General features: G+C 63.7%; 22 protein-coding genes. 11 read left to right on the top strand and 11 right to left on the bottom strand.

All coding sequences use genetic code 11. The features are described 5' to 3' along the window. Positions 1-184: 184 nt before the first annotated feature. The 5 genes from TVB01_RS09025 to TVB01_RS09045 are packed head-to-tail and all read left to right on the top strand — an operon-like array spanning position 185 to position 3,319. Positions 185-1,279, top strand: a complete 1,095-nt coding sequence (locus TVB01_RS09025) for an ABC transporter permease (RefSeq protein ID WP_422455564.1) — start codon at positions 185-187, stop codon at positions 1,277-1,279. Next, on the top strand, positions 1,276-1,977 hold the full coding sequence (locus tag TVB01_RS09030; RefSeq protein WP_422455565.1) for an ABC transporter ATP-binding protein: 702 nt from the start codon (positions 1,276-1,278) through the stop codon (positions 1,975-1,977). Before TVB01_RS09025 ends, TVB01_RS09030 begins: the two co-directional genes overlap by 4 nt. Positions 1,978-2,001: 24 nt before the next feature. Further along, the gene (locus tag TVB01_RS09035; protein WP_422455566.1) at positions 2,002-2,604 is read left to right on the top strand and encodes a TetR/AcrR family transcriptional regulator; all 603 of its coding nucleotides are present in this window, start codon (positions 2,002-2,004) and stop codon (positions 2,602-2,604) included. Next, entirely contained in the window at positions 2,601-2,999 is a 399-nt protein-coding gene (locus TVB01_RS09040; protein WP_422455567.1) for a DUF3054 domain-containing protein, read from the top strand. Before TVB01_RS09035 ends, TVB01_RS09040 begins: the two co-directional genes overlap by 4 nt. A 38-nt stretch (positions 3,000-3,037) precedes the next feature. Continuing rightward, the gene (locus TVB01_RS09045; RefSeq protein WP_422455568.1) at positions 3,038-3,319 is read left to right on the top strand and encodes an Lrp/AsnC family transcriptional regulator; all 282 of its coding nucleotides are present in this window, start codon (positions 3,038-3,040) and stop codon (positions 3,317-3,319) included. 205 nt (positions 3,320-3,524) lie between these two features. Here the strand turns inward: TVB01_RS09045 and trpD are convergent, their stop codons facing one another. Then, on the bottom strand, positions 3,525-4,571 hold the full coding sequence (gene trpD, locus TVB01_RS09050; protein WP_422455569.1) for an anthranilate phosphoribosyltransferase: 1,047 nt from the start codon (positions 4,569-4,571) through the stop codon (positions 3,525-3,527). Between the two features lie 159 nt (positions 4,572-4,730). Here trpD and TVB01_RS09055 point away from each other — a divergent pair, with 159 nt between their 5' ends. The 4 genes from TVB01_RS09055 to TVB01_RS09070 all read left to right on the top strand — a co-directional run bounded on the left by TVB01_RS09055 (position 4,731) and on the right by TVB01_RS09070 (position 9,045). Further along, positions 4,731-5,369, top strand: a complete 639-nt coding sequence (locus TVB01_RS09055) for a cytochrome c oxidase subunit 3 (RefSeq protein WP_422455570.1) — start codon at positions 4,731-4,733, stop codon at positions 5,367-5,369. A gap of 78 nt (positions 5,370-5,447) precedes the next feature. Then, entirely contained in the window at positions 5,448-6,233 is a 786-nt protein-coding gene (locus TVB01_RS09060) for a c-type cytochrome (RefSeq protein WP_227895800.1), read from the top strand. Between the two features lie 89 nt (positions 6,234-6,322). Further along, on the top strand, positions 6,323-7,348 hold the full coding sequence (locus TVB01_RS09065) for a Rieske 2Fe-2S domain-containing protein (RefSeq protein WP_422455571.1): 1,026 nt from the start codon (positions 6,323-6,325) through the stop codon (positions 7,346-7,348). A 2-nt stretch (positions 7,349-7,350) separates the two neighbouring features. Beyond that, entirely contained in the window at positions 7,351-9,045 is a 1,695-nt protein-coding gene (locus TVB01_RS09070; RefSeq protein WP_422455572.1) for a cytochrome b, read from the top strand. Between the two features lie 101 nt (positions 9,046-9,146). On the opposite strand, the gene TVB01_RS09075 is transcribed toward TVB01_RS09070, so the two are convergent. The 7 genes from TVB01_RS09075 to TVB01_RS09105 all read right to left on the bottom strand — a co-directional run bounded on the left by TVB01_RS09075 (position 9,147) and on the right by TVB01_RS09105 (position 15,826). After that, a complete protein-coding gene (locus TVB01_RS09075; protein WP_422455573.1) occupies positions 9,147-9,704 on the bottom strand; it encodes a hypothetical protein in 558 nt (185 codons plus the stop codon). 23 nt (positions 9,705-9,727) lie between these two features. Next, complete coding sequence (locus TVB01_RS09080; RefSeq protein ID WP_422455606.1) at positions 9,728-10,522, bottom strand: GntR family transcriptional regulator; 795 nt, start codon at positions 10,520-10,522, stop codon at positions 9,728-9,730. A 223-nt stretch (positions 10,523-10,745) separates the two neighbouring features. Beyond that, positions 10,746-11,147, bottom strand: a complete 402-nt coding sequence (locus tag TVB01_RS09085) for a cytochrome c oxidase subunit 4 (protein WP_422455574.1) — start codon at positions 11,145-11,147, stop codon at positions 10,746-10,748. After that, entirely contained in the window at positions 11,144-12,871 is a 1,728-nt protein-coding gene (gene ctaD / locus TVB01_RS09090; protein ID WP_422455575.1) for a cytochrome c oxidase subunit I, read from the bottom strand. Before ctaD ends, TVB01_RS09085 begins: the two co-directional genes overlap by 4 nt. Before the next feature lie 18 nt (positions 12,872-12,889). Then, complete coding sequence (coxB, locus tag TVB01_RS09095) at positions 12,890-13,735, bottom strand: cytochrome c oxidase subunit II (protein ID WP_227895794.1); 846 nt, start codon at positions 13,733-13,735, stop codon at positions 12,890-12,892. Between the two features lie 184 nt (positions 13,736-13,919). Continuing rightward, positions 13,920-14,312, bottom strand: coding sequence for a HesB/IscA family protein (locus TVB01_RS09100; protein ID WP_422455576.1), 393 nt, complete (start codon positions 14,310-14,312; stop codon positions 13,920-13,922). Positions 14,313-14,419: 107 nt separating this feature from the next. Then, positions 14,420-15,826: a dipeptidase gene (locus TVB01_RS09105; protein WP_422455577.1), complete on the bottom strand. Its 1,407-nt coding sequence runs from the start codon at positions 15,824-15,826 to the stop codon at positions 14,420-14,422. A gap of 137 nt (positions 15,827-15,963) precedes the next feature. On the opposite strand from TVB01_RS09105, the gene TVB01_RS09110 reads away from it, so the two are divergent. Next, positions 15,964-16,566, top strand: coding sequence for a DUF3043 domain-containing protein (locus tag TVB01_RS09110; protein WP_422455578.1), 603 nt, complete (start codon positions 15,964-15,966; stop codon positions 16,564-16,566). An 86-nt stretch (positions 16,567-16,652) separates the two neighbouring features. On the opposite strand, the gene TVB01_RS09115 is transcribed toward TVB01_RS09110, so the two are convergent. Beyond that, complete coding sequence (locus TVB01_RS09115) at positions 16,653-17,726, bottom strand: quinone-dependent dihydroorotate dehydrogenase (protein WP_422455579.1); 1,074 nt, start codon at positions 17,724-17,726, stop codon at positions 16,653-16,655. Positions 17,727-17,804: 78 nt separating this feature from the next. On the opposite strand from TVB01_RS09115, the gene TVB01_RS09120 reads away from it, so the two are divergent. Beyond that, positions 17,805-18,857, top strand: coding sequence for an alpha/beta hydrolase (locus tag TVB01_RS09120; RefSeq protein WP_422455580.1), 1,053 nt, complete (start codon positions 17,805-17,807; stop codon positions 18,855-18,857). On the opposite strand, the gene TVB01_RS09125 is transcribed toward TVB01_RS09120, so the two are convergent. Together TVB01_RS09125 and recO are read right to left on the bottom strand one after the other, a co-directional pair. Continuing rightward, positions 18,854-19,654, bottom strand: coding sequence for an isoprenyl transferase (locus TVB01_RS09125; RefSeq protein WP_422455581.1), 801 nt, complete (start codon positions 19,652-19,654; stop codon positions 18,854-18,856). The genes TVB01_RS09120 and TVB01_RS09125 overlap by 4 nt on opposite strands. A gap of 2 nt (positions 19,655-19,656) precedes the next feature. Beyond that, positions 19,657-20,409 carry a DNA repair protein RecO gene (gene recO, locus TVB01_RS09130; protein ID WP_422455582.1) on the bottom strand — a complete coding sequence of 251 codons (753 nt, stop codon included), beginning with the start codon at positions 20,407-20,409 and terminating at the stop codon, positions 19,657-19,659. Between the last annotated feature and the right edge of the window lie 40 nt (positions 20,410-20,449).

Consider the following 20,449-nt stretch of genomic DNA (forward strand, 5'->3'; position numbering starts at 1 on the left):
AACTAGGGACTCCCCCGGATCACGGGCGGCAGGCATGCAGGAATTGGCATGCGGCTTCTTTCCTGACATGATGTTGGCATGTTACTGACGGCTTGTCAGTAACAAGAATACCCAGACACCCGAGGGGTACCAGATGTTCCTAGCGCTGCGCGAACTGCGTTTTGCACGGTCCAGATTCGGATTAATGGGTGGCGTTATCGCCCTCATCGCCATCCTGATGGTCCTGCTGTCCGGCCTTTCCTCCGGCCTCGTCAATGACGGCGTTTCCGGACTGAAAGGCATGCCGGCGACCCATATTGCGTTCAACCAAGGCACCAAAACCGACAATGCGTTCTCACGCAGCGTTGTCGATCCGTCCCAGGCAGAGGCCTGGAGCACCCAGCCCGGCGTCGAGGAAGTCACCCTGATGGGCTCGGCCATGATGAACGCGGTAACGGATGACGGCACCCAGATAGACCTCTCCCTCTTCGGCATCGACACCGGATCATTCCTGGCGCCTGCAGTCGGCGAAGGCCGCGGGATTGAGGCCGTGAACGAGATTGTCGTCTCCCCCACCACCCAAGACGAAGGAGTCAAGATCGGGTCCGTCGTCACGCTGGACCGGCTCGACGTCGCCCTCACAGTGGTCGGTTACACCGAGGACCAGGCAACTTTCGGCCACGTCGGTATGGCCTACCTTCCACTGGACACCTGGCAGCTGATCGCCAGCGGCCAGTCACAGCCGGGCGAACCGACGGAAGCCGCCATCGCAGCGGTGGACTTCGACACGGCCAGCTCCATCGCCATTAAGGCTGAGAACGGCATGTCGCTGGACCTCGCCGCCGGCGATGAAGCTGCCGGAACGGTCACCTCCACCTTGGAGGGTTCCTTCGACGCCTCCCCGGGTTACACGGCCGAGACACTCACGCTGGAAATGATCCAGGTCTTCCTTTATGCGATCTGTGCCCTCGTCGTCGGCGCGTTCTTCACCGTGTGGACGATCCAGCGCAAGCACGAACTAGCCGTCCTGCGGGCAGTCGGCGCGTCCACCGGCTACCTGCTGCGCGACGGCATTTTCCAGGCTGTCGTTATTCTGGCCCTCTCCACCGCCACTGGGCTGGCGGCAGGCCTCGGAATGGGTGCCTGGATGTCCGGTACCGCGATGCCGTTCGCACTGGAAGCCGGACCCATTTCGATCGCGGCGGCGCTGACCATTCTGATGGGTGTGCTGGGCGCCGCCGCAGCCATCGTCCGCATTTCGAGGGTTGATCCCCTGACTGCCCTTGGAGGACAGCGATGAGTACGCAAACCAGCAATACAGCCCAGACCGTAACCACGCGCGGACTGTGCATCCAGAATGCCAGCCTTGCACTGGGAGACGGTTCCAGCACCGTGCAGGCTCTGGACAACGTCAGCCTCAGCGTCGAACCCGGCGAACTCGTCGCCGTCGTTGGTCCGTCCGGCGCCGGCAAGTCATCACTCCTGGCTGTGGCCGGCGCCCTGGCGACTCCCGACTCCGGCCTCGTCACCGTCAACGGCACCGACCTCAGCAGCCTCAGTAAGGCAGCCAGGGCAACGTTCCGGTTGAAGAACATCGGCTTTGTCTTCCAGTCAGGGAACCTGATTCCGGCACTGAATGCTGCCGAACAGCTGGAGCTGGTGCACCGCATGGCCAAGATGGGCGGCACGTTCAATCCGCACGACCTGCTCGACGCCGTCGGCATGGGCCACAAGCTCAAGAGCCGTCCCGACCAGCTATCCGGCGGTGAGCGCCAGCGCGTGGGAATCGCCCGCGCCCTGGTTTCACAGCCGACGCTGCTGCTCGTGGACGAACCGACTGCGGCGCTGGATCGGAAACGGAGCCAGGATGTAGTGGCGCTGCTGGCGAAGGAAACCCACGAACAGGGCGTTGCTACAGTTATGGTGACCCATGATCACGATGTCCTTCATCACTGCGACCGGGTCGTGGAGATGGTGGACGGCCGGCTGGCCGGCTAAAGAAACCGAGAACAGGAGGGCTCTTTGCCCCGCATTACCGCCCCCACGGTCGCAGAGCACCGTGCGGCACAGCAGAGGGCCCTCCTGGACGCCGCCAAGACGCTTCTCGCGAAAACCGGTGAGGCTCCCAGCATGGCCGAAGTAGCCGCCCTTGCCGGCCTTGCCCGCCCCAGCGCCTACCAGTACTACAAGTCCCGCACGGATCTCCTGAACGCCTTGGTTCTTGATGTCTTTCCCCGGTGGGCGCGCAGGGTCGAAGAAGCCATGGCTGCAGAGGAACTCCCGGCTGACCGGATCCTGGCCTACGTCAAGACCAACATCGCACTGGTCGCCGAGGGCGAGCACGCAGTGGGCAGTGCCCTGGCAGCCGTCGCACCGAGCGAGGAACTGGATACCCAGAGCAACCGCATGCATCAGGCGCTGCTTGATCCCCTGGTCGGTGCCCTGAAGGAAATGGGATCGGCGGACCCGCCAAGCACGGCCGAACTCATTAATGCCATCGTGCACAGCGGGACCAGGCTCCTCGAGTCCGGTAAGTCCCTGCAGGAGGTCCACGAGCTGGTCCGTGAGCTCCTCGGTCCCTTCGTCCGCGAACACGGCGGCAAGGCCGGAGCAGGCGCTCAGTGAGTACCCACCGCTTCTGGCACGCCTTCCTGGCCGCCGACGTCGTCCTCATCGTTGCTTTCGCGGCGCTTGGCCGCGACACACATGCCCATGGGCTGGACCCGGCCGGCGTCGCCGTTACGGCGTCCCCGTTCATCGCGGCCTGCCTGGCGGGCTGGCTGCTGCTGCGGGCGTGGCACCGCCCGTACACCCTGTGGCCCACCGGAATCCTCCTCTGGCTGATCACGGCGGGGGCTGGCCTGGCCATCCGCGCAGTGGCCGGCGGCGGAACGGCACTCAGCTTCCAGCTGGTGACGTTCGGCGTGCTCGGGGCCTTCCTCCTTGTTCCACGGTTCGCTGCGGCGGTCATGCACGGGCGTGCCGGGCGCAATTCCACTAGGCTCGAAGACAGGGCCTGACCCGGCCCGAGCCCTCAGCAGGACACGAAAGGCATGCCATGATCACCGCTTTTGTACTCATCCAGACCGACTCGGCCCGGATCCCCGAGTGCGCAGAGGAAATCTCCGAGCTTGAGGGCATCAGCGAGGTCTACTCCGTGACCGGCGAATGGGACCTCATCGCCGTGGCCCGGGTGCGACGCCACGAGGATCTCGCTGACACCATCGCGAACCGGCTCTCCAAGGTCCAGGGCGTGATTGGGACCACCACCCAGATAGCCTTCCGGGCTTACTCCCAGCACGACCTTGACGCCGCTTTTTCCCTGGGCTTCGACAGCTAGTTAGGCCGGCAAAACAAGCGATTTGCTGCCCCCGGTGGGCCGACGTCGAACTTTTGGGCACCGAACTACAGTGTGATGCGCACCAAAAGACGGGCAGCTGGTGCGATAAAACTAACAAAAGCCAACACAACGGGAGGCGGACCAGCACTGGTCCGCCTCCCGTTTTTTCCGTGATATTTGTGCACTCACCGCGAACACATTTTGACTATTGCGTGACTTCAACCCAGCGATCCAGTGCCCGGCGCGCGCTGCCGGTGTCCACCGACGCTTCAGCACGCTTCAAGCCAGCCGCCAGCCGTTCCATGAGTGTGCCCTCTGCTTTGGTGTCCAGCGCCACCAGCGCAGCAGCGGCGTTGAGCAGCACTGCGTCCCTGACGGGCCCCTTGTCGCCCGCGAGGACACTCCGGACCACGGCAGCGTTGGCCGCAGCGTCCCCGCCGCGCAGGGCGTCAAGGGTCGCCCGGGGGATGCCCAGGTCCATTGGGTCCACTGCTGAGCGCTCCACGGTGCCGTTACGGACCTCCCACACCGTAGAGACACCCGTGGTGGTCAGTTCATCGAGGCCGTCGCCGCCGCGGAAGACCAGTGCCCGGACTCCCCTTGCCGCCAGCACTCCCGCGATCAGGGGTGCCAGCCGTTCATCGGCAACGCCGATCGCCGAGGCGGACGGGCGGGCAGGATTCGTCAGCGGGCCCATGAAGTTGAAGGCCGTGGCCACCCCCATATCGCGGCGGGCGACGGCGGCAAACCGCATCGACGGGTGGAACACCTGCGCGAAGCAAAAGGTGATGCCCGCCTGCACTGCAGCATCCGCGACCCTTTCAACGGGAAGATCGAGCCGGACACCCAGGGCCTCAATCACGTCCGCCGAGCCCGAGGCGGAGGAAGCGGCCCGGTTGCCGTGCTTGACCACCCTCGCTCCGGCACCTGCGCAGACCAGTGCGGCCATCGACGAAATGTTTACGGTGTTATGCCTGTCACCGCCTGTGCCCACGATGTCCAGTGTTTCTCCCGGGATGGCGATAGGCCGGGCGTTTTCGAGCATGGCCTCAACCAGGCCTGTCAGCTCCTGGACGCTCTCCCCCTTTGCCCGCAGCGCCACCAGGAAGCCGGCAATCTGGGCATCTGAGGCGTCTCCGGCCATGATGGTGTTCATGGCCCACCGGGTCTGTTGGGTACTCAGGTCCTCCCCCGCAATGAGTGCGGTAATCAGCGACGGCCAGGTGTGCTCGGAACTCGGAAACGTACTCACACGCCCTAGGTTATCTACGAATCGTAGAAAATGCTGATTTGTTTCCGGAGAGCAACTTCCGCGCCGTTGCTGGGAAGTGAGCGGTTTGGGAACGATCCAGACGCGCCGTTCGTGCAGTTCTGTTGGTGAAAGGGAGAGTTTTACCGCCATAATGTCTATGTGACAACAGCGACCCATGCCCCCAGTACCCCGGCTCACCCCACGCTGAACCGCCCCAATATGGTCTCCGTAGGGACCGTGGTGTGGCTCTCCAGCGAACTCATGTTCTTTGCTGCGCTCTTCGCGATGTACTTCACTCTCCGCTCCACCTCGGGCGAGATGTGGGAGATCGAGACGGCCAAGCTGAACGTGCCTTTCGCGTTTGTGAACACGGTGATCCTTGTTTCCAGCTCCTTTAGCTGCCAGTTCGGTGTCTTTGCCGCCGAGCGGCTCCAGCCCCGCCGTACCGGCGGCTTCTTCCAGATTGCACGATGGGGAATGGTCGAGTGGTTCTTCCTGACCTTCATCCTCGGCGCCATCTTTGTTGCCGTTCAGGCCTACGAATACGCAGAACTCGTGTCCCACGGGATCTCGCTGTCTTCCAACGCGTACGGCTCCTCGTTCTACCTCACCACCGGCTTCCACGGCCTGCACGTTGCCGGCGGCCTGATTGCATTCCTGTTCATCATCGGACGCGCCTACGCCGCGAAGCGGTTCGGCCACTTCGAGGCGACCTCCGCGATCGTGACGTCGTACTACTGGCACTTCGTTGACGTGGTCTGGATTGCCCTCTTCGTCATCATCTACTTCCTGAAGTAGTCCTGCCCTCCACGGGCACCCCAGCAATATCCACGTGGCACGAGCAACCAAAAGACCACATAAGTTAGGAACCACTAAGTGAAGGCACTATCGCAAAGGCGACGTCATCCCCTGGCAGCAGTAGTACTGCTGCTTCTGGGCCTCATCGTTACCGGCGGCATCTACGCAGCTGCTTCCGGGGCGAATGAAGCACAGGCCGCCACCACCTACACTGCAGATGATGTGCAGCAGGGCGAGAAGCTCTTCATTGCCAACTGCGCCACCTGCCACGGCATGGAAGCCAGCGGCACCGAGAACGGTCCCTCCCTCGTAGGCGTTGGCGCAGCCTCCGTCGACTTCCAGGTAGGAACCGGCCGCATGCCCATGGCGATGCAGGGCCCGCAGGCCCAGCAGAAGCCGGCCCAGTTCAACGAAGAACAGACCGCTCAGATGGCCGCCTACGTGGCGTCCCTGGGAGCCGGCCCCGCACTGCCGGAGGAAGAGTACCTCGAGACCACCGGCGACGCTGCTGCCGGCGGCGAACTGTTCCGCGTCAACTGCGCAATGTGCCACAACGCGGCCGGTGCCGGCGGCGCACTGACCCGCGGAAAGTTCGCTCCTGCCCTTGAAGGCGTTTCCGAGAAGCACATCTACGAAGCCATGGTCACAGGCCCGCAGAACATGCCCGTCTTCTCCGACGCCAACCTCTCCCCCGAGGAGAAGCAGGACGTCATCACCTTCCTGAAGAACATCGAAGCCAATGGTTCCCCCGGCGGAGCCGAGCTCGGTTCGCTGGGCCCGGTTTCCGAAGGTCTGTTCATCTGGACCGCAGGCCTTGGCCTCATCATCGCTTTCACCATTTGGTTGACCTCCCGGTCTTCCTAGTCAGTCATCACCGCGCTCACCCCCCGGGGTGACATCACAGTTACACATAGGTCTACTAATGCAGTTTCAAGAGAAGGATGAGGGGGATCATGGGCGACCATAGTCACGGCAGTCCGAACACCTCGGGCACCGTCGCTACGGCTGGCCAGGGCGAAGAAGGGGAATTCCAGAATCCTGGACTTCCCCCGCACCGTCCTCGCCTGGCCGATACGGATCCCCGGGCTGAGAAGCGCTCCGAGAAGCAGGTGGCGATCCTGTTCGCCATCTCGGTACTCGGTACGCTCCTCTTTTTCTACGGGTATTTCTTTGTCCGCCTGGACGAGAGCATCGGCACCCTTCGGGTGCAGAACCTCTTCCTGGGCCTGGGCACCGCATTTGCGATGCTCGGCATCGGCGTCGGAATCGTTCACTGGGCCAAGACGCTCATGCCCGACCACGAGGTCATCGAAGAGCGTCACGAGATCCGTCCCGAAGAGGATCGCGTCATCGCCGAAAAGATGATCGGCGACATCATCGAGGAAACCGGCATCAAGCGCCGTCCGCTGATCCGCAACACCCTCCTGGGTGCTGTGGCACTGGCTCCGCTGCCGGCAATCGTCATGTTCCGCGACCTGGGTCCGCTTCCCGGCAACGTCCTGCGCCACACCATGTGGGACAACGGCGTCCGCCTGACCCGCGACCCCAGCGGCACCCCGATCAAGGCATCCGACGTTACCCTCGGTTCCGCGTTCCACGTGATTCCCGAAGGCCTGAACGACGCCGAGCACAAGCTCGAAGAGAAGGCCAAGGCAGTCGTTCTGCTGATGCGCCTTGATCCTTCCGAGCTGAACCCCTCCCCCGGGCGTGAAGACTGGTCGGTAGACGGCATTGTCGCCTACTCCAAGATCTGCACCCACGTTGGCTGCCCCGTTGCACTCTACGAACAGCACACGCACCACCTGCTGTGCCCGTGCCACCAGTCCACGTTCGACCTGACGCAGGAATGCGCAGTCATCTTCGGACCGGCCGTTCGTCCGCTGCCTCAGCTGCCGATCGCCGTCGACGACGAGGGTTACCTCATCGCCACCAGCGACTTCACTGAACCCGTTGGACCGAGCTACTGGGAGCGTGGCTAACCATGAGTGCTACCTCTGCATCCGGAGCCTACGAGCCGAAGACCAAGCTCGGGCGCATCACCAACTTCGTCGACACCCGCGTCAGCGGATCGATGATGGTCAAGGAGTTCGGCCGCAAGGTCTTTCCTGACCACTGGTCCTTCATGTTCGGTGAAGTGGCGCTCTACAGCTTTGTCATCCTGCTGCTCTCCGGAACGTTCCTGACGTTCTTCTTCGATCCGTCCATGGCGGAGACGCACTATGAGGGCAGCTATGTGCCGCTCAAGGGTGTCGAAATGTCCGTTGCCTACGCGTCGTCGCTGGATATCTCCTTCGACATCCGCGGCGGTCTGTTCATGCGCCAGGTACACCACTGGTCCGCCCTGCTGTTCGTGGCCTCGGTCTCCGTTCACATGCTGCGCGTCTTCTTCACGGGCGCGTTCCGCAAGCCCCGTGAACTGAACTGGGTTGTCGGCGGCGTCCTGCTGATCCTGGCCCTGGCTGCCGGCTTCACCGGTTACTCCCTCCCCGATGACCTGCTCTCCGGCAACGGCCTGCGAATTATCGACGGCGTTATCAAGGCCGTTCCGGTTGTTGGTACCTACATCAGCTTCTTCCTGTTCGGCGGCGAGTTCCCCGGAACTGCCGTGATCGGCCGGCTGTATGTACTGCACATCCTGCTGGTCCCTGCCCTGATCCTGCTGATGATCGCCATCCACCTGTTCATGGTGGTCATCCACAAGCACACCCAGTGGCGCGGCCCGGGACGCACCAACACCAACGTTGTCGGCTTCCCGGTCGGCCCGGTCTACGCTGCCAAGGCCGGCGGATTCTTCTTCATCGTCTTCGGCATCGTCGCGTTCATCTCAGCGGTATTCACGATCAACCCGATCTGGAACTACGGCCCGTATGATCCCTCCCCTGTGTCCGCAGGCACCCAGCCTGACTGGTACATCGGCTGGGTCGACGGCGCACTGCGCCTGATGCCGGGCTGGCTGTTCGGCATGCCGTTCGAGTGGAACATCCCGTTCCCCTGGGGCGTCAACACGCTGTCCCTGAACGTTCTCCTGCCGGCCCTGGTTCCCGCTGGAATCGTCTTCGGCATGCTCTTCGCATGGCCGTGGATCGAAGCCTGGGTCACCAAGGACAAGCGCATCCACAACCTGCTGGACCGTCCCCGCAACGCTCCGACCCGCACCGCCATCGGTGTTGCCGGCGTCATCTTCTACTGCGTTATGTGGGCTGCTGCCAGCTCCGACCTCATCGCCACGCACTTCATGGTGTCGCTGAACGACGTAACCTACTGGCTGCGCTTCCTGTTCTTCTTCGGTCCGGTCATCGGCTTCATCGTGACCCGACGCATCGCCCTGGCGCTGCAGCGCAAGGATCGCGAGATTGTCCTCCACGGTGTGGAAAGCGGCCGAATTGTCCGCCTGCCGCACGGCGAGTACATCGAGGTCCACGAACCGGTGGACGAGTACAAGCGCTACAAGCTCGTTGCGTTCGATTCCCCCGAGGTTATTCCGGCTCAGCCGGATGCCAAGGGCAAGATCAGCCGCAGCGAAAAGCGACGCGGCGCCCTGTCACGGTTCTTCTTCGAAGACCGCGTTGCTCCGGTAACGCCGGCCGAACTCGAGGCAGCTCACCACCATGAGTCGCCTGCCGAGGTTGAGGCACGCGAAGAGGACAGGGCTCCCGAGTCCATCGAGAAGCACTAGCTCCCAGCTGCAAGAAAACCCCCCCGCCCCCCTTGCGCGGGCGGGGGGTTTTCTGTATCCGCCTCAGGTGGGCCGGGCAGCACCAGCCGCCGGCGGTGGCGTCACAGTTCGAAGGGAACCTTGGAGGGCAGCGGATACTTCCTGACGGGATGCTCCAGATCAGCGAACGGAGCTGAGCCAATGCTCAGCTTGGTGAAGTCCAGACGGGATTCCCGGATAACCACCTGGATTCCCCGGACCGCGAGCTTCACGTCGGGGACCAGGCAGAGGATGTTCAGCTTGTAGGGGCCGAATCCGGTCTCTTCGACAGAACCGAGACCGCGCCAGGCGAAATATGTACCGATGGCGATAGATGCCTTGTGCTCCAGGTAGCGGTCGCGTTCCGTTCCGTCCTTGGTTTTCAAGGCATACTGTGCGATGACCCAGTGCTGCTCCTCCTCCGGGATCTCAGCGAAGCCCTCCCCCTCGGCGGCAGCCGCGAAATCCTCGAGCAGCTGCACAGCTTTGCCGGCGTCCACGTTCTCACGAACGGAAACCTTGCCCTCATTCCCGACCCGTCCCTTGGTCACCATGAGCGTACGGTCTTCGGGCTCGTAGACGGCTTCCTTGAAGAGCATCCCGCGGGGCGGGTCCTGCTTGTACATCCTCAGGATCTCCATTCGGCGATCCCTCCATTCTTGGTTTAGGTCGCCTGGTGGCGTCCGGGGTGATAGGTACGTGGAGTCCTGATGCCGGGCCGCTGAAGCGGCACCCAGAGCTTGTAGCGGTCAGCGCGGTAGTAGGACACGGAATAGTCGACCATGGACCGCGAAACATAGGCATGGCGCTGGATCTTCAGCAGCGGCGCACCCAGCTCGACGTTGAGCAGGCGCGCCGTGGACGCTGTCGCGGCAGTAGCTTCAATGGTGTCCTCGCCCCACTCGATGACCATGCCGTACCGCTCACTGAGCACCCGGTAGAGCGATGTGGGAGGCTCCTCCTCGAGCATCCCGGGCACATGCCAGGCGGGAATAAAGTTTTCGTCGACGCTCATCGGTTCGCCGTCTGCCAGCAGCTGCCGCCGGAAGCGCACCACAGGCTGACCGGGTTCGATCTGCAGCTCCCTGGCCACCAAATGCGAGGCGCCAACCTGTTCGAAGGTCAGCACACGGGCATCGGGGACCATACCGCGGCGGTGCATTTCTTCGCTGTAGGAGGTGAGCTTGATCTGCAGGTCCAGCTTCGGCCGGGCCACAAAGGTGCCGACTCCGACGACGCGCTCAAGGACTTCGTCGGCTACGAGGGTATCGATGGCCTGGCGGACCGTCATGCGGGCTACGCCGAAATGCTCCGCCAGCTCGCGCTCCGAGGGCACAGCTGCTCCGGGCGGCGCGTGCTGCTCCACGAAACGGCGGAGGATCTCCTCCAGCTGCCTGTGCTTGGAAACTCCCGACGCCGGATCGATGTTCTCCGGGAAGTCGCGCAGGGCTCGCTCAATCACGGCGGGCCGGGGCAGGCGGAGGTAACGGGCATACGAATGGAACCCTTCAAAAGGAGTGCGGCAGTATCTCTAGGATACCGGCCTCCGCGCCTCCCCCGGGGCCAGTTACGCCTGCCGGCGGGGGTGACCGCTTCCACGGCAGAAGGGGCGGCAACGCACAAAAGGAAGGACCCGCAGTTCCCTGCGGGTCCTTCCTTATGCTTGCGTTCAGGCGGTTAGCCTAGTGCGCGTGGTTACCGCGGCTGTATTCGAAGACCCAGCCAATGAGGGCGACGACGGCGAGGCCGGCACTGATGTACAGCACCCACCAGCCCACTGCCAGGCCGAGGAAACCTCCGGCGCAGGCAGTTGCCAACACCAGGGGCCACCAGCTCCAGGGGCTGAAGAAGCCCTGTTCGCCGGATCCTTCATGGATTTCCGCGTCGAGACGGTCCTCCGGGCGCATGCCAATCCGGCGTGCGGTGAAGGCCAGGTAGTAGCCGATCATGAGGGACATGCCGGCCGTCAGGAAGAGGGCCAGGAATCCTACCGGTTCCATCCAGTCCACAAGGTAGCCGTAGACAACGCCAACCACTGCGAAGAACGGCGCCATCAGCAGGAAGAGATTGGACTCGATTTTCACTTGGCGGCCTCCTTGCGGTCAGCGGAACCGTACACCTTGCCCGGTGCAGACTCGTTGGTCACGGTCTGCTGGAGTTCGGGGTGGTGCAGGTCCAGAGCCGGACGCTCCGAGCGGATGCGCGGCAGCGAGGTGAAGTTGTGGCGCGGCGGCGGGCAGGACGTAGCCCACTCGAGCGAGGCACCGAAGCCCCAGGGGTCATCAACTTCGACCTTCTTGCCATGGCGCCAGGTCACGTACACGTTCCAGAAGAACGGGATCAGTGAAGCACCCAGGACGAAGGAGGCGATCGTGGAGAACTGGTTCATCACGGTGAAGTTGTCTTCCACCAGGTAGTCCGCGTAACGGCGGGGCATGCCGATGACGCCCAGCCAGTGCTGGATCATGAACGTGCCGTGGAAGCCCAGGAACAGCAGCCAGAAGTGGATTTTGCCGAGGCGCTCGTTGAGCATCTTGCCGGTCCACTTGGGCCACCAGAAGTAGAATCCGGCGAACATTGCGAACACGACGGTTCCGAAGACCACGTAGTGGAAGTGCGCAACCACGAAGTAGGTGTCCGAGACGTGGAAGTCCAGCGGCGGGGCGGACAGGATGATGCCGGTCAGGCCGCCGAAGAGGAAGGTGATCAGGAAGCCGATGCTCCAGAGCATCGGGGTTTCAAAGGTGATCGATCCGCGCCACATGGTGCCGATCCAGTTGAAGAACTTCACACCGGTTGGAACTGCGATCAGCATGGTCATGAAGGCGAAGAACGGCAGCATGACAGCGCCGGTCACGTACATGTGGTGTGCCCACACGGTGACGGACAGGGCAGCAATGGCGATCGTTGCGTAGACCAGGCCCTTGTAGCCGAAGATCGGCTTGCGGCTGAAGACCGGGAAGATCTCCGAGACGATACCGAAGAACGGCAGGGCGATGATGTACACCTCGGGATGGCCGAAGAACCAGAACAGGTGCTGCCAGAGGACGGCACCGCCGTTCTCCGGATCGAAGATGTGGGCACCGAAGCGGCGGTCTGCACCGAGCGCAAAGAGAGCTGCTGCCAGCGGCGGGAAGGCCATCAGGACCAGGATGCCGGTAACCAGCGTGTTCCAGGTGAAGATCGGCATGCGCCACATGGTCATGCCCGGGGCACGCATGCAGATGATCGTCGTAATGAAGTTCACGGCGCCGAGAATGGTGCCGAAGCCCGAGAGTGCAAGGCCGAAGACCCAGAGGTCACCGCCGACACCTGGCGAGAACGTTGTGTTCGACAACGGCGCATAAGCGAACCAGCCAAAGGACGCGGCGCCCTGCGGGGTGATGAAGCCGGAGACGGCAATGATGCTGCCGAACAGGAAGAACCAGAAGGCCAGTGCGTTCAGCCGCGGGAAGGCGACGTCGGGCGCACCGATCTGGAGGGGCATGATCACGTTCGCGAAGCCCGAGAAGAGCGGCGTGGCGAACATCAGGAGCATCACAGTGCCGTGCATGGTGAACAGCTGGTTGTACTGTTCCTTGGTCTGCAGGATCTGCATACCGGGTTCAAACAGCTCGGCCCGGATGACCAGGGCCATCACGCCGCCAAGGCAGAAGAAAATGAATGACGCAATCAGGTACATGTACCCGATGGTCTTGTGGTCAGTGGAGGTGATCCAATTGACGACGATGCGTCCCTTGGAGACGGGCACGACGCGCGGGGCGACCCGTGTGCCTGATTCCTCCGAAGTGTATTCCAGGGTAGTCATAGCTTTCCTCCTACCTCCTTACTTCGTCGGATTCAGGTTGGTGTTGCGGTCGTATTCCGCGCCCAGCTGGCCATCGTTGAGCGTTGCAACGTAGGCCTCGTACTCGGCCTCGGAGACGACCTTCACGTTGAAGAGCATTTCGGAGTGGTACTCGCCGCAGAGTTCAGCGCACTTACCTTCGAAGGTGCCTTCCTGCTGCGGGGTGAGGGTGATGTAGTTGGTGCGGCCGGGGATCATGTCCCGCTTCTGCAGGAACGCAGGCACCCAGAACGAGTGGATGACGTCGCGGGCGTTCAACTGCAGTTCAACAGACTTGTTGACCGGAAGGTACAGGGTCGGGAACTCGTCCTGGGACTTTTCCTCGCCGTCCAGGTTCACCTGGACACCGCTGTAGTACTTGTCTTCCTTGACATAGTTGAAGTCCCACGCCCACTGCTTGCCCCGGACGTCGACAATGACATCGGGATCATCTACACGGGCGTCAAGGGCGCGGATATCGCGGTCGGTGAAGAAGAAGAGCACCAGAACCATGAACAGCGGAATAGCCGTGTAGAAGATTTCCAGCGGCAGGTTGTAGCTGAGCTGGCGCGGGTAGCCGGTCTCATTCTTGCGCCGGCGGTAAGCGATGATGCACCAGAGGATCAGACCCCAGGTGAGGATGCCCACTGCCAGCGCTGCGATCCATGAATTGACCCAGAGGTCCATGATGCGGCCGGTGTGATTGGTCGTGTCGCGTTCCGTGGGCAACCAGCCCTTTTGGACATCTGACGAACAACCCGATAAAAACAACGCGCCGGCCGACGTTACGGCTGAGATCTTTAAGATCCTGGCGCGTCGGCTGCTGGTTCGGTCCTGCGAACTCACAGACGGCCCTTCCTCTTGTTACGTGCAAGTGCGGCACAGCGGACAGAAAAATCCCCCAGCTGCGCACGATAGTTTTACTACTACGTGTAGAGCTTACCCTGCACGCGGTGCTGTCCAGTGACAGACCGCACCGCGTGCCGGTCAAAAAGCGCTCTGTTACGGCCCGGAAGCCGTGCCTTTCAACCTAGTGGAATGAGTCTCCACAGGCACAGGAGCCGCCGGCATTTGGATTGTCGATGGTGAAACCCTGCTTGGAAATCGTGTCTTCGAAGTCGATGGAAGCTCCCGCGAGATACGGAACGCTCATCTTGTCGACGATGACCTCGACGCCGTCGAAGTCGCGTACTGCGTCCCCCTCCAGCACGCGCTCATCGAAGTAGAGCTGGTAGATCAGGCCCGAGCAGCCTCCGGGCTGGACGGCGACGCGCAGTCTGAGGTCCGTGCGTCCCTCCTGCTCGAGGAGGGAGCGGACCTTACCGGCAGCTACATCCGACAGCATCACGTCGTGGGTGGGCAGTTCTTCGGCGGCTTCGGTTCCGGCCAGGCCGGCGGCGTTCTCACTCGTGGAAGTGCTCATTGCTTCTCTCTTTCCATCCGGGCTACCCCTCCGGCCGCACTGCGGCTGCCTGAAGAGGTGCCAGTTCACTCAATGGTACGTCGGCGCACCCCTGCTTAGGTAACAGGCTAGGGGGTTCCGGGCATTCCCAGACGTGCCAGGACAAGGGCTTCGGCGAGGATTGCCTTTTCGAAGTCGCCGAGGTCCAGGGACTCGTTCGCGGAGTGTGCCCGCGAGTCGGGGTCTTCTACGCCCGTGACCAGGATCTGGGCGGACGGAAAGACCTCCACGAGGTCGGCAATGAACGGTATGGAACCGCCGACTCCCATTTCGACGGGAGCTGTTCCCCAGGCCTTTTCGAGGGCCCAGAGCGCAGTCTGCGCGGCAGGTGCGGACGTGTCTGTTGCGAAGGCGTTGCCCCGCTCCCCCGGCGTGAAGACAACCTCGGCACCGAAGGGGCGGTTGGCGTCCAGATGGCGGGCAACAGCCTCCTCGGCAGCTGCGGGATCCTGTCCCGGTGCGAGCCGGAGGCTGAACTTGGCGCGGGCCGCGGGCTGGATCGTGTTCGAAGACATGGCAACGGACGGCACGTCAATACCGATGATTGACAGGGCAGGCTTGGTCCACAGCCGGGACGCGATGGACCCGCTGCCGGCAAGCTGCACGGAATCGAGCACAGAGGAGTCTTCGCGGAAGTCCTGCTCCGGGTAGTCCACCTGCGCCTCGTCGAACCCGACCAGGCCTTCGATCGCAAGGTTGCCCTGGCTGTCATGGAAGGTGCTGATCAGCCGTGCGAGCAGCGTCGGGGCATCCAGCACCGGGCCGCCGAACATCCCCGAGTGCACGGCGTGTGCCAGGACCCGCACTTCGAAGGTGCCGTCCACCAGGCCGCGCAGGCTGGTGGTCAGCGCCGGCGTCCCCACCTTCCAGTTTCCGGAATCTGCAACCACGATCACGTCCGCCTTCAGCAGCTCCCTGTGGGTCTCAAGGAAAGTGCGGAACGTCGGAGAACCCGCTTCTTCCTCCCCTTCAATGAAGAACGTGATCCCGACGCCGGAGTCTGCACCGAGCACCTCATCCAAGGCGCGCAGCGCGCCGATATGGACCATGATGCCGGCCTTGTCATCCGCCGCCCCCCGCCCATACAACCGGCCGTTGCGTTCGGTCGCCGTGAACGGCTCGGTTTCCCAAAGCTGCGCATCTCCGGGCGGCTGGACGTCATGGTGGGCGTACAGGAGCACCGTCGGCATGCCCTCCTTCGCCGGCCTGCGGGCGACGACGGCGGGGCCGCCAGGCTTGCCGTCGTTGTCCACGCGCAGGATCTGCACTTCGTCCAGGCCTGCGCCGCGGAGCAGGGCAGCCACTGCCTCGGCTGAACGGTCCAGGTTGGCGACGTCGAAGGAATCCCAGGCGATGCCGGGAATGGCCACCAGGTCCTTGAGGTCTTGCAGGGTTCGGGGGAAACCCGCCGACACGCTGGCGCGCAGGGCGGCTTCTTCCGGCAGGCTGCCGGCAGTTTCGGAAGTCGTTGTCATAGCCCAAACCCTACAACTGCGGCCGGCAGACCTGCAGCGTGCGGTGCTGGCGCCCGTCCCCCGGAGCCTGCAAGGCGGCACGCTTCACAACCTGCCGCACGCGAACAGCAGAGCCGGGCTTCGGGTATCCTTGATGAGTGTTCGGACGAAAGAAAGAAGCGCCCACCGCGCAGGAAACTGTGGACCACGCATCCTCGGCCCAAGCGGAAGAGGCGCGCAAGGCTGCCCAGGCAGGCAAAGGGGCACCGACGCCCCGGCGGAAGGACCAGGAAGCCGCCCGCCGGCGCCCTCTGGTTCCCAACGACCGCAAGGCTGCCCGTGAAGCCAACCGTGCCGCTATGCGCGAAGAGCGTCTGAAAACCCGCGCAGCACTCGATACCGGTGACGAGCGCTACCTTCCCCTGCGGGACAAGGGGCCGAACCGCCGCTTTGTCCGCGACGTCATTGACGCCCGCTGGAATGTCGGCGAATTCGTCATGATCGCCGCCGCCGTATTCGTGGTGGCAAGCTTCATCCGGAACCTCACCGTGCAGAGCTTCATCCTCATGGCCTTCTGGGCGCTGATCGTCCTGGTGATCATCGACAGCTTCCGGATCCGCATGGTTCTCCGCCGCAAGCTCACCGACAAGTTCGGCGCCCCGAACCAGGGCGACGTCTGGTACGGCATTTCCCGCGCGCTCCAGCTGCGGCGGTTCCGCCTGCCCAAGCCCCAGGTCCGCCGTGGAGACAAGGTTTCCTAGTTCTCGGCTGACTTAAAGACTGAAAAGGGAGGGACCCTCGGGTCCCTCCCTTTTCAGTCTTTAAGATCCCCGGCAGGGAAGGTGCCCTACCGGCGGCGCTGTAGTTTCTGCAGCCGGCGGTTGATTCGAGCAGCCCAGAACGGACCCTCGTAGAGGAAGGCCGTATAGCCCTGGACCAGGTTCGCTCCGGCGTCAAGGCGCTGCTGGACGTCGTCCCCGGTCTCGACACCTCCGACGGAGATGATCACCGGCCCCTCGCCGAGGGCAGCACGCAGCCGGCGCAGCACTTCGAGGGAACGCTCCTTCAGCGGTGCGCCGCTCAGTCCGCCGACCCCCGCGGCAATCACGGTCTCCGGGTCAGTCACCAGCCCTGAACGCTGCACCGTGGTGTTGGTGGCGACCACGCCGTCCAGTTTCAGGTCGAGTGCCAGGCGGGCGACGTCGTCGATGTCTTCATCGGTGAGATCCGGTGCGATCTTCACGAGCAGCGGAACATGGCGGCCCGCAGTTTCGTCCGCCGTTTCACCGACGGCCTGCAGCAGCGGCCGCAGCGAATCGATGTCCTGGAGCTGACGCAGTCCTGGCGTGTTGGGCGAACTGACGTTGACCACCAGGTAGTCGGCATCGGCGGCAAGCAGCCGGGTGCTGGCCAGGTAATCTTCGACGGCGTCGGCGAGGCCGACCTTCTTCGTCTTGCCGATGTTCACTCCCACGATCGGCCGGTTCCGGCCCCAGCGGCGGTACAAGCCGTCGACGGCCTTCCTGACCCGCGGGGCCACGGCAGCGGCGCCGTCGTTGTTGAAGCCCATGCGGTTGATGACTGCACGGTCCTCGACCAGGCGGAAGAGCCGGGGCTTGGCGTTGCCCGGCTGGGCCTGGGCGGTGACGGTTCCAACCTCCACGTGGCCGAACCCGAGGTTGGTCAGTGCGACAACGGCCGACGCTTCCTTGTCGAAGCCGGCGGCCAGGCCAAACGGCGACGGGAAGGTGAGTCCCAGCGCTTCGGTGGCGAGTTCCGGGGCTGGCCGCATGACTGCACGCATCAGCGGTGCCGCCGGTGTGCAGGCGACCGCACGGATCGCTTCGTAACCGATCTTGTGGGCTTTTTCGGGATCCATTCCGGAAAACACGATCCGGAAGAACGTGGGGTAGACGCGCATACTTTAATGCTTCCACCCCACGGGTCCGCTGCCAAATCCCGGCCCGGATAAGGCACGATGTTCGCGTATTCTCGATACATGGGGCAAAACTGGCAGCCGGACACTCTCGGCGACGGATACCGTTACTTGACCTTGGACCTCGGTGCCGACGAGGAAGGTCCGCTCCAGGCCACCTTGGTTTCCTACACTCCCGCGCCGCCCCCTCCTCCGTCGTTCCTGGGCCGCGTCCGCGAAGCCGTTTCCCGCTTCCGCGTTCCCGTGGAGCCGGAGGCAGTCCACGCTGTGGTTTACATCCACGGATGGGCGGACTATTTTTTCCAAACCGAACTCGCCGCGTTCTGGGCGGAGCGCGGCGTCGCGTTCTACGCCCTGGACCTGCGCAAGTATGGACGAAGCCTGCGGCCGGGCCAGTCCGAGGGCTTCGTCACGGACCTTACCGACTACGACGCCGATATCGAGGCAGCGCTGGCGGCCGTCACGTTGGATGTCCGTGCGGCGCGCGGAGCTGACACACCTGTCCGGATTTCCCTCATGGCACATTCCACCGGCGGCCTGGTGGCCTCGCTGTGGGCGAACCGGAACCCGGGCCGGCTCGAAGCCCTGATGCTGAACAGTCCCTGGCTGGAACTGCGCGGAAGCTCACTGGCACGCAATGCCGCTGCGGGACTCCTGGAGCCGCTGGCCCGGACACGGCCGAAGGCGCGCCTGAAGATCCCCGAGCTCGACTACTACTGGCGAAGCCTCAGCGCCGACGCTGACGGTGAGTGGGACCTGCATCCCCAGTGGAAGCCGCCGGGCAGCTGGCCCATTCGCGCGGGCTGGGTCTCCGCGGTCCTCGCGGGACATGCACAGGTTGCCCGGGGCCTGGACATCAATGTTCCGATCCTGCTCATGGCTTCGGCGCGCTCCACCATCGGCACCACCTGGAACCCGTCGATGATGACGTCCGACAGTGTGCTTGACGTAAATCTCATGGTGCAGCGGGGCCTCCTGCTGGGGCCGGCGGTGACGGTTCTCCGCTTCGACGGCGCCCTCCATGACGTGCTGCTGTCCGCGAAGCCGGTCCGGCAGCAGGTCTACGCCGCGTTGGACCAATGGGCTGCGGCCTACCTGTTGCCGCAGGGGGCCTAACTGCCCGCAGCGGCCTGGTCCACCGCTCCCCCGTACCGGCGGTCGCGCCGGGCGTAGATCTCCACGGCTTCCCACAAGGTGCGCCGGTCGACGTCGGGCCAGAGGGTGTCCATGAAGACCATCTCCGCGTAGGCCGACTGCCACAGCATGAAGTTGGAGAGACGCTGCTCTCCCGAGGTGCGCAGGAAGAGGTCGACGTCGGGCAGGTCCGGTTCATCCAGGTAGCGCTGGATCGTCTTCTCTGAGATGCTGCCGGGCCGGAGCCTGCCGTCCTTCACGTCCTGGGCAATCGCGCTGACGGCGTCGGTAATCTCCGCGCGCCCGCCGTAGTTGACGCACATGTTCAGCGTGCAGGTGGAGTTGGCTTTTGTCTGTTCTTCGGCGGTTTCCAGCTCCCGGATAACGCTCTGCCACAACCGCGGACGCCTCCCCGACCAGCGGATGCGCACTCCCCACTCGTCCAGCTGGTCGCGCTGGCGGCGCAGTACGTCCCGGCTGAAGTTCATCAGGAAGCGGACCTCTTCGGGGGAACGTTTCCAGTTTTCCGTCGAGAACGCATAGACCGAAACGTGTTTAATGCCAATTTCGACGGCACCGGCCATCACGTCCAGCAGTGCAGCTTCACCGGCCCGGTGGCCTTCAGTGCGCGGCAGTCCGCGCTGGTTCGCCCAGCGCCCGTTGCCGTCCATGACGATTGCTACGTGGGCAGGGACGAGCTCCCGCGGAAGCTGCGGGGGAACCGCACCGGAGGGATGCGGCCAGGGCGCAGCGGCCGGACTCTTGCGGGAAGACCTCAAAGCTATACACGCTCCACATGTTGAAGGGATTTCACGACGCGTTCCAGGTGCCACTGCAGGTAGCTCGCTACCAGCCCGGCCGATTCACGCCTTGGTTGTGGTCCTGCTGCATCCGCCGACTCCCAGTCTCCGGTGAGCAGCGCAGACAACAGCGCCATGGTTTCGGCCGACGGCGAGGCCGAGCCGGGCGGCCGGCAGGCCGGGCAGACTGCTCCGCCCAGCGGCGCCGAGAACGCTGTATGCGGACCCGCTGCCCCGCAGCGGGAACAGTCCGTGAAACTCGGTGCCCAGCCGGCAGTGGACAAAGCCCGCAGCAGGTAGGAGTCCAGAATGAGCTCCGGGGCGTGCGCTCCCCTGCCCAGTGCTGCCATCGCGCCGATCACCAGGTGATAGTGGGCGTTGGCTGATTCGCCGTCGACGTCCGTGAGCCGCTCCGCGGTCTCGGCGATGGCGGCCGCTGCCGTGTAACGCGCGTAGTCGGCTGCGATTCCGGCACCGTAGGCACCCTTGGTCTGGGCCTGGGTCACGATGTCCAAGCTCCGCCCGTGGGACAGCTGCAGGTCCACCACCATGAAGGGCTCAAGCCGCGCGCCAAACTTGCTCGAGGTCCGGCGGACACCCTTGGCGACGGCCCGGACCTGGCCGTGGTTACGGGTCAGCAGGATCACGATCCGGTCCGCTTCACCCAGTTTGTGGGTGCGCAGTACGACGGCTTCGTCCCGGTAGGTCCGCGAAGCGAACGATTTGGTGGCCACTTCCCTATTTTCCCACGCACAGGCGCGCCCGGCTGCAGCT

It is taken from the genome of Arthrobacter sp. 7Tela_A1 (assembly GCF_049311065.1).
GTDB lineage: Bacteria > Actinomycetota > Actinomycetes > Actinomycetales > Micrococcaceae > Arthrobacter_B.

Excerpts from the sequence above, each read along its gene's own strand:
- TVB01_RS09065 (WP_422455571.1), top strand. The coding sequence starts at position 6,323 with ATGGGCGACCATAGTCACGGCAGTCCGAACACCTCGGGCACCGTCGCT.
- TVB01_RS09045 (WP_422455568.1), top strand. The coding sequence starts at position 3,038 with ATGATCACCGCTTTTGTACTCATCCAGACCGACTCGGCCCGGATCCCC.
- TVB01_RS09030 (WP_422455565.1), top strand. The coding sequence starts at position 1,276 with ATGAGTACGCAAACCAGCAATACAGCCCAGACCGTAACCACGCGCGGA.
- ctaD (WP_422455575.1), bottom strand. The coding sequence starts at position 12,871 with ATGACTACCCTGGAATACACTTCGGAGGAATCAGGCACACGGGTCGCC.
- TVB01_RS09025 (WP_422455564.1), top strand. The coding sequence starts at position 185 with ATGGGTGGCGTTATCGCCCTCATCGCCATCCTGATGGTCCTGCTGTCC.
- TVB01_RS09120 (WP_422455580.1), top strand. The coding sequence starts at position 17,805 with ATGGGGCAAAACTGGCAGCCGGACACTCTCGGCGACGGATACCGTTAC.
- TVB01_RS09115 (WP_422455579.1), bottom strand. The coding sequence starts at position 17,726 with ATGCGCGTCTACCCCACGTTCTTCCGGATCGTGTTTTCCGGAATGGAT.
- TVB01_RS09070 (WP_422455572.1), top strand. The coding sequence starts at position 7,351 with ATGAGTGCTACCTCTGCATCCGGAGCCTACGAGCCGAAGACCAAGCTC.
- TVB01_RS09100 (WP_422455576.1), bottom strand. The coding sequence starts at position 14,312 with ATGAGCACTTCCACGAGTGAGAACGCCGCCGGCCTGGCCGGAACCGAA.
- TVB01_RS09105 (WP_422455577.1), bottom strand. The coding sequence starts at position 15,826 with ATGACAACGACTTCCGAAACTGCCGGCAGCCTGCCGGAAGAAGCCGCC.
- TVB01_RS09075 (WP_422455573.1), bottom strand. The coding sequence starts at position 9,704 with ATGGAGATCCTGAGGATGTACAAGCAGGACCCGCCCCGCGGGATGCTC.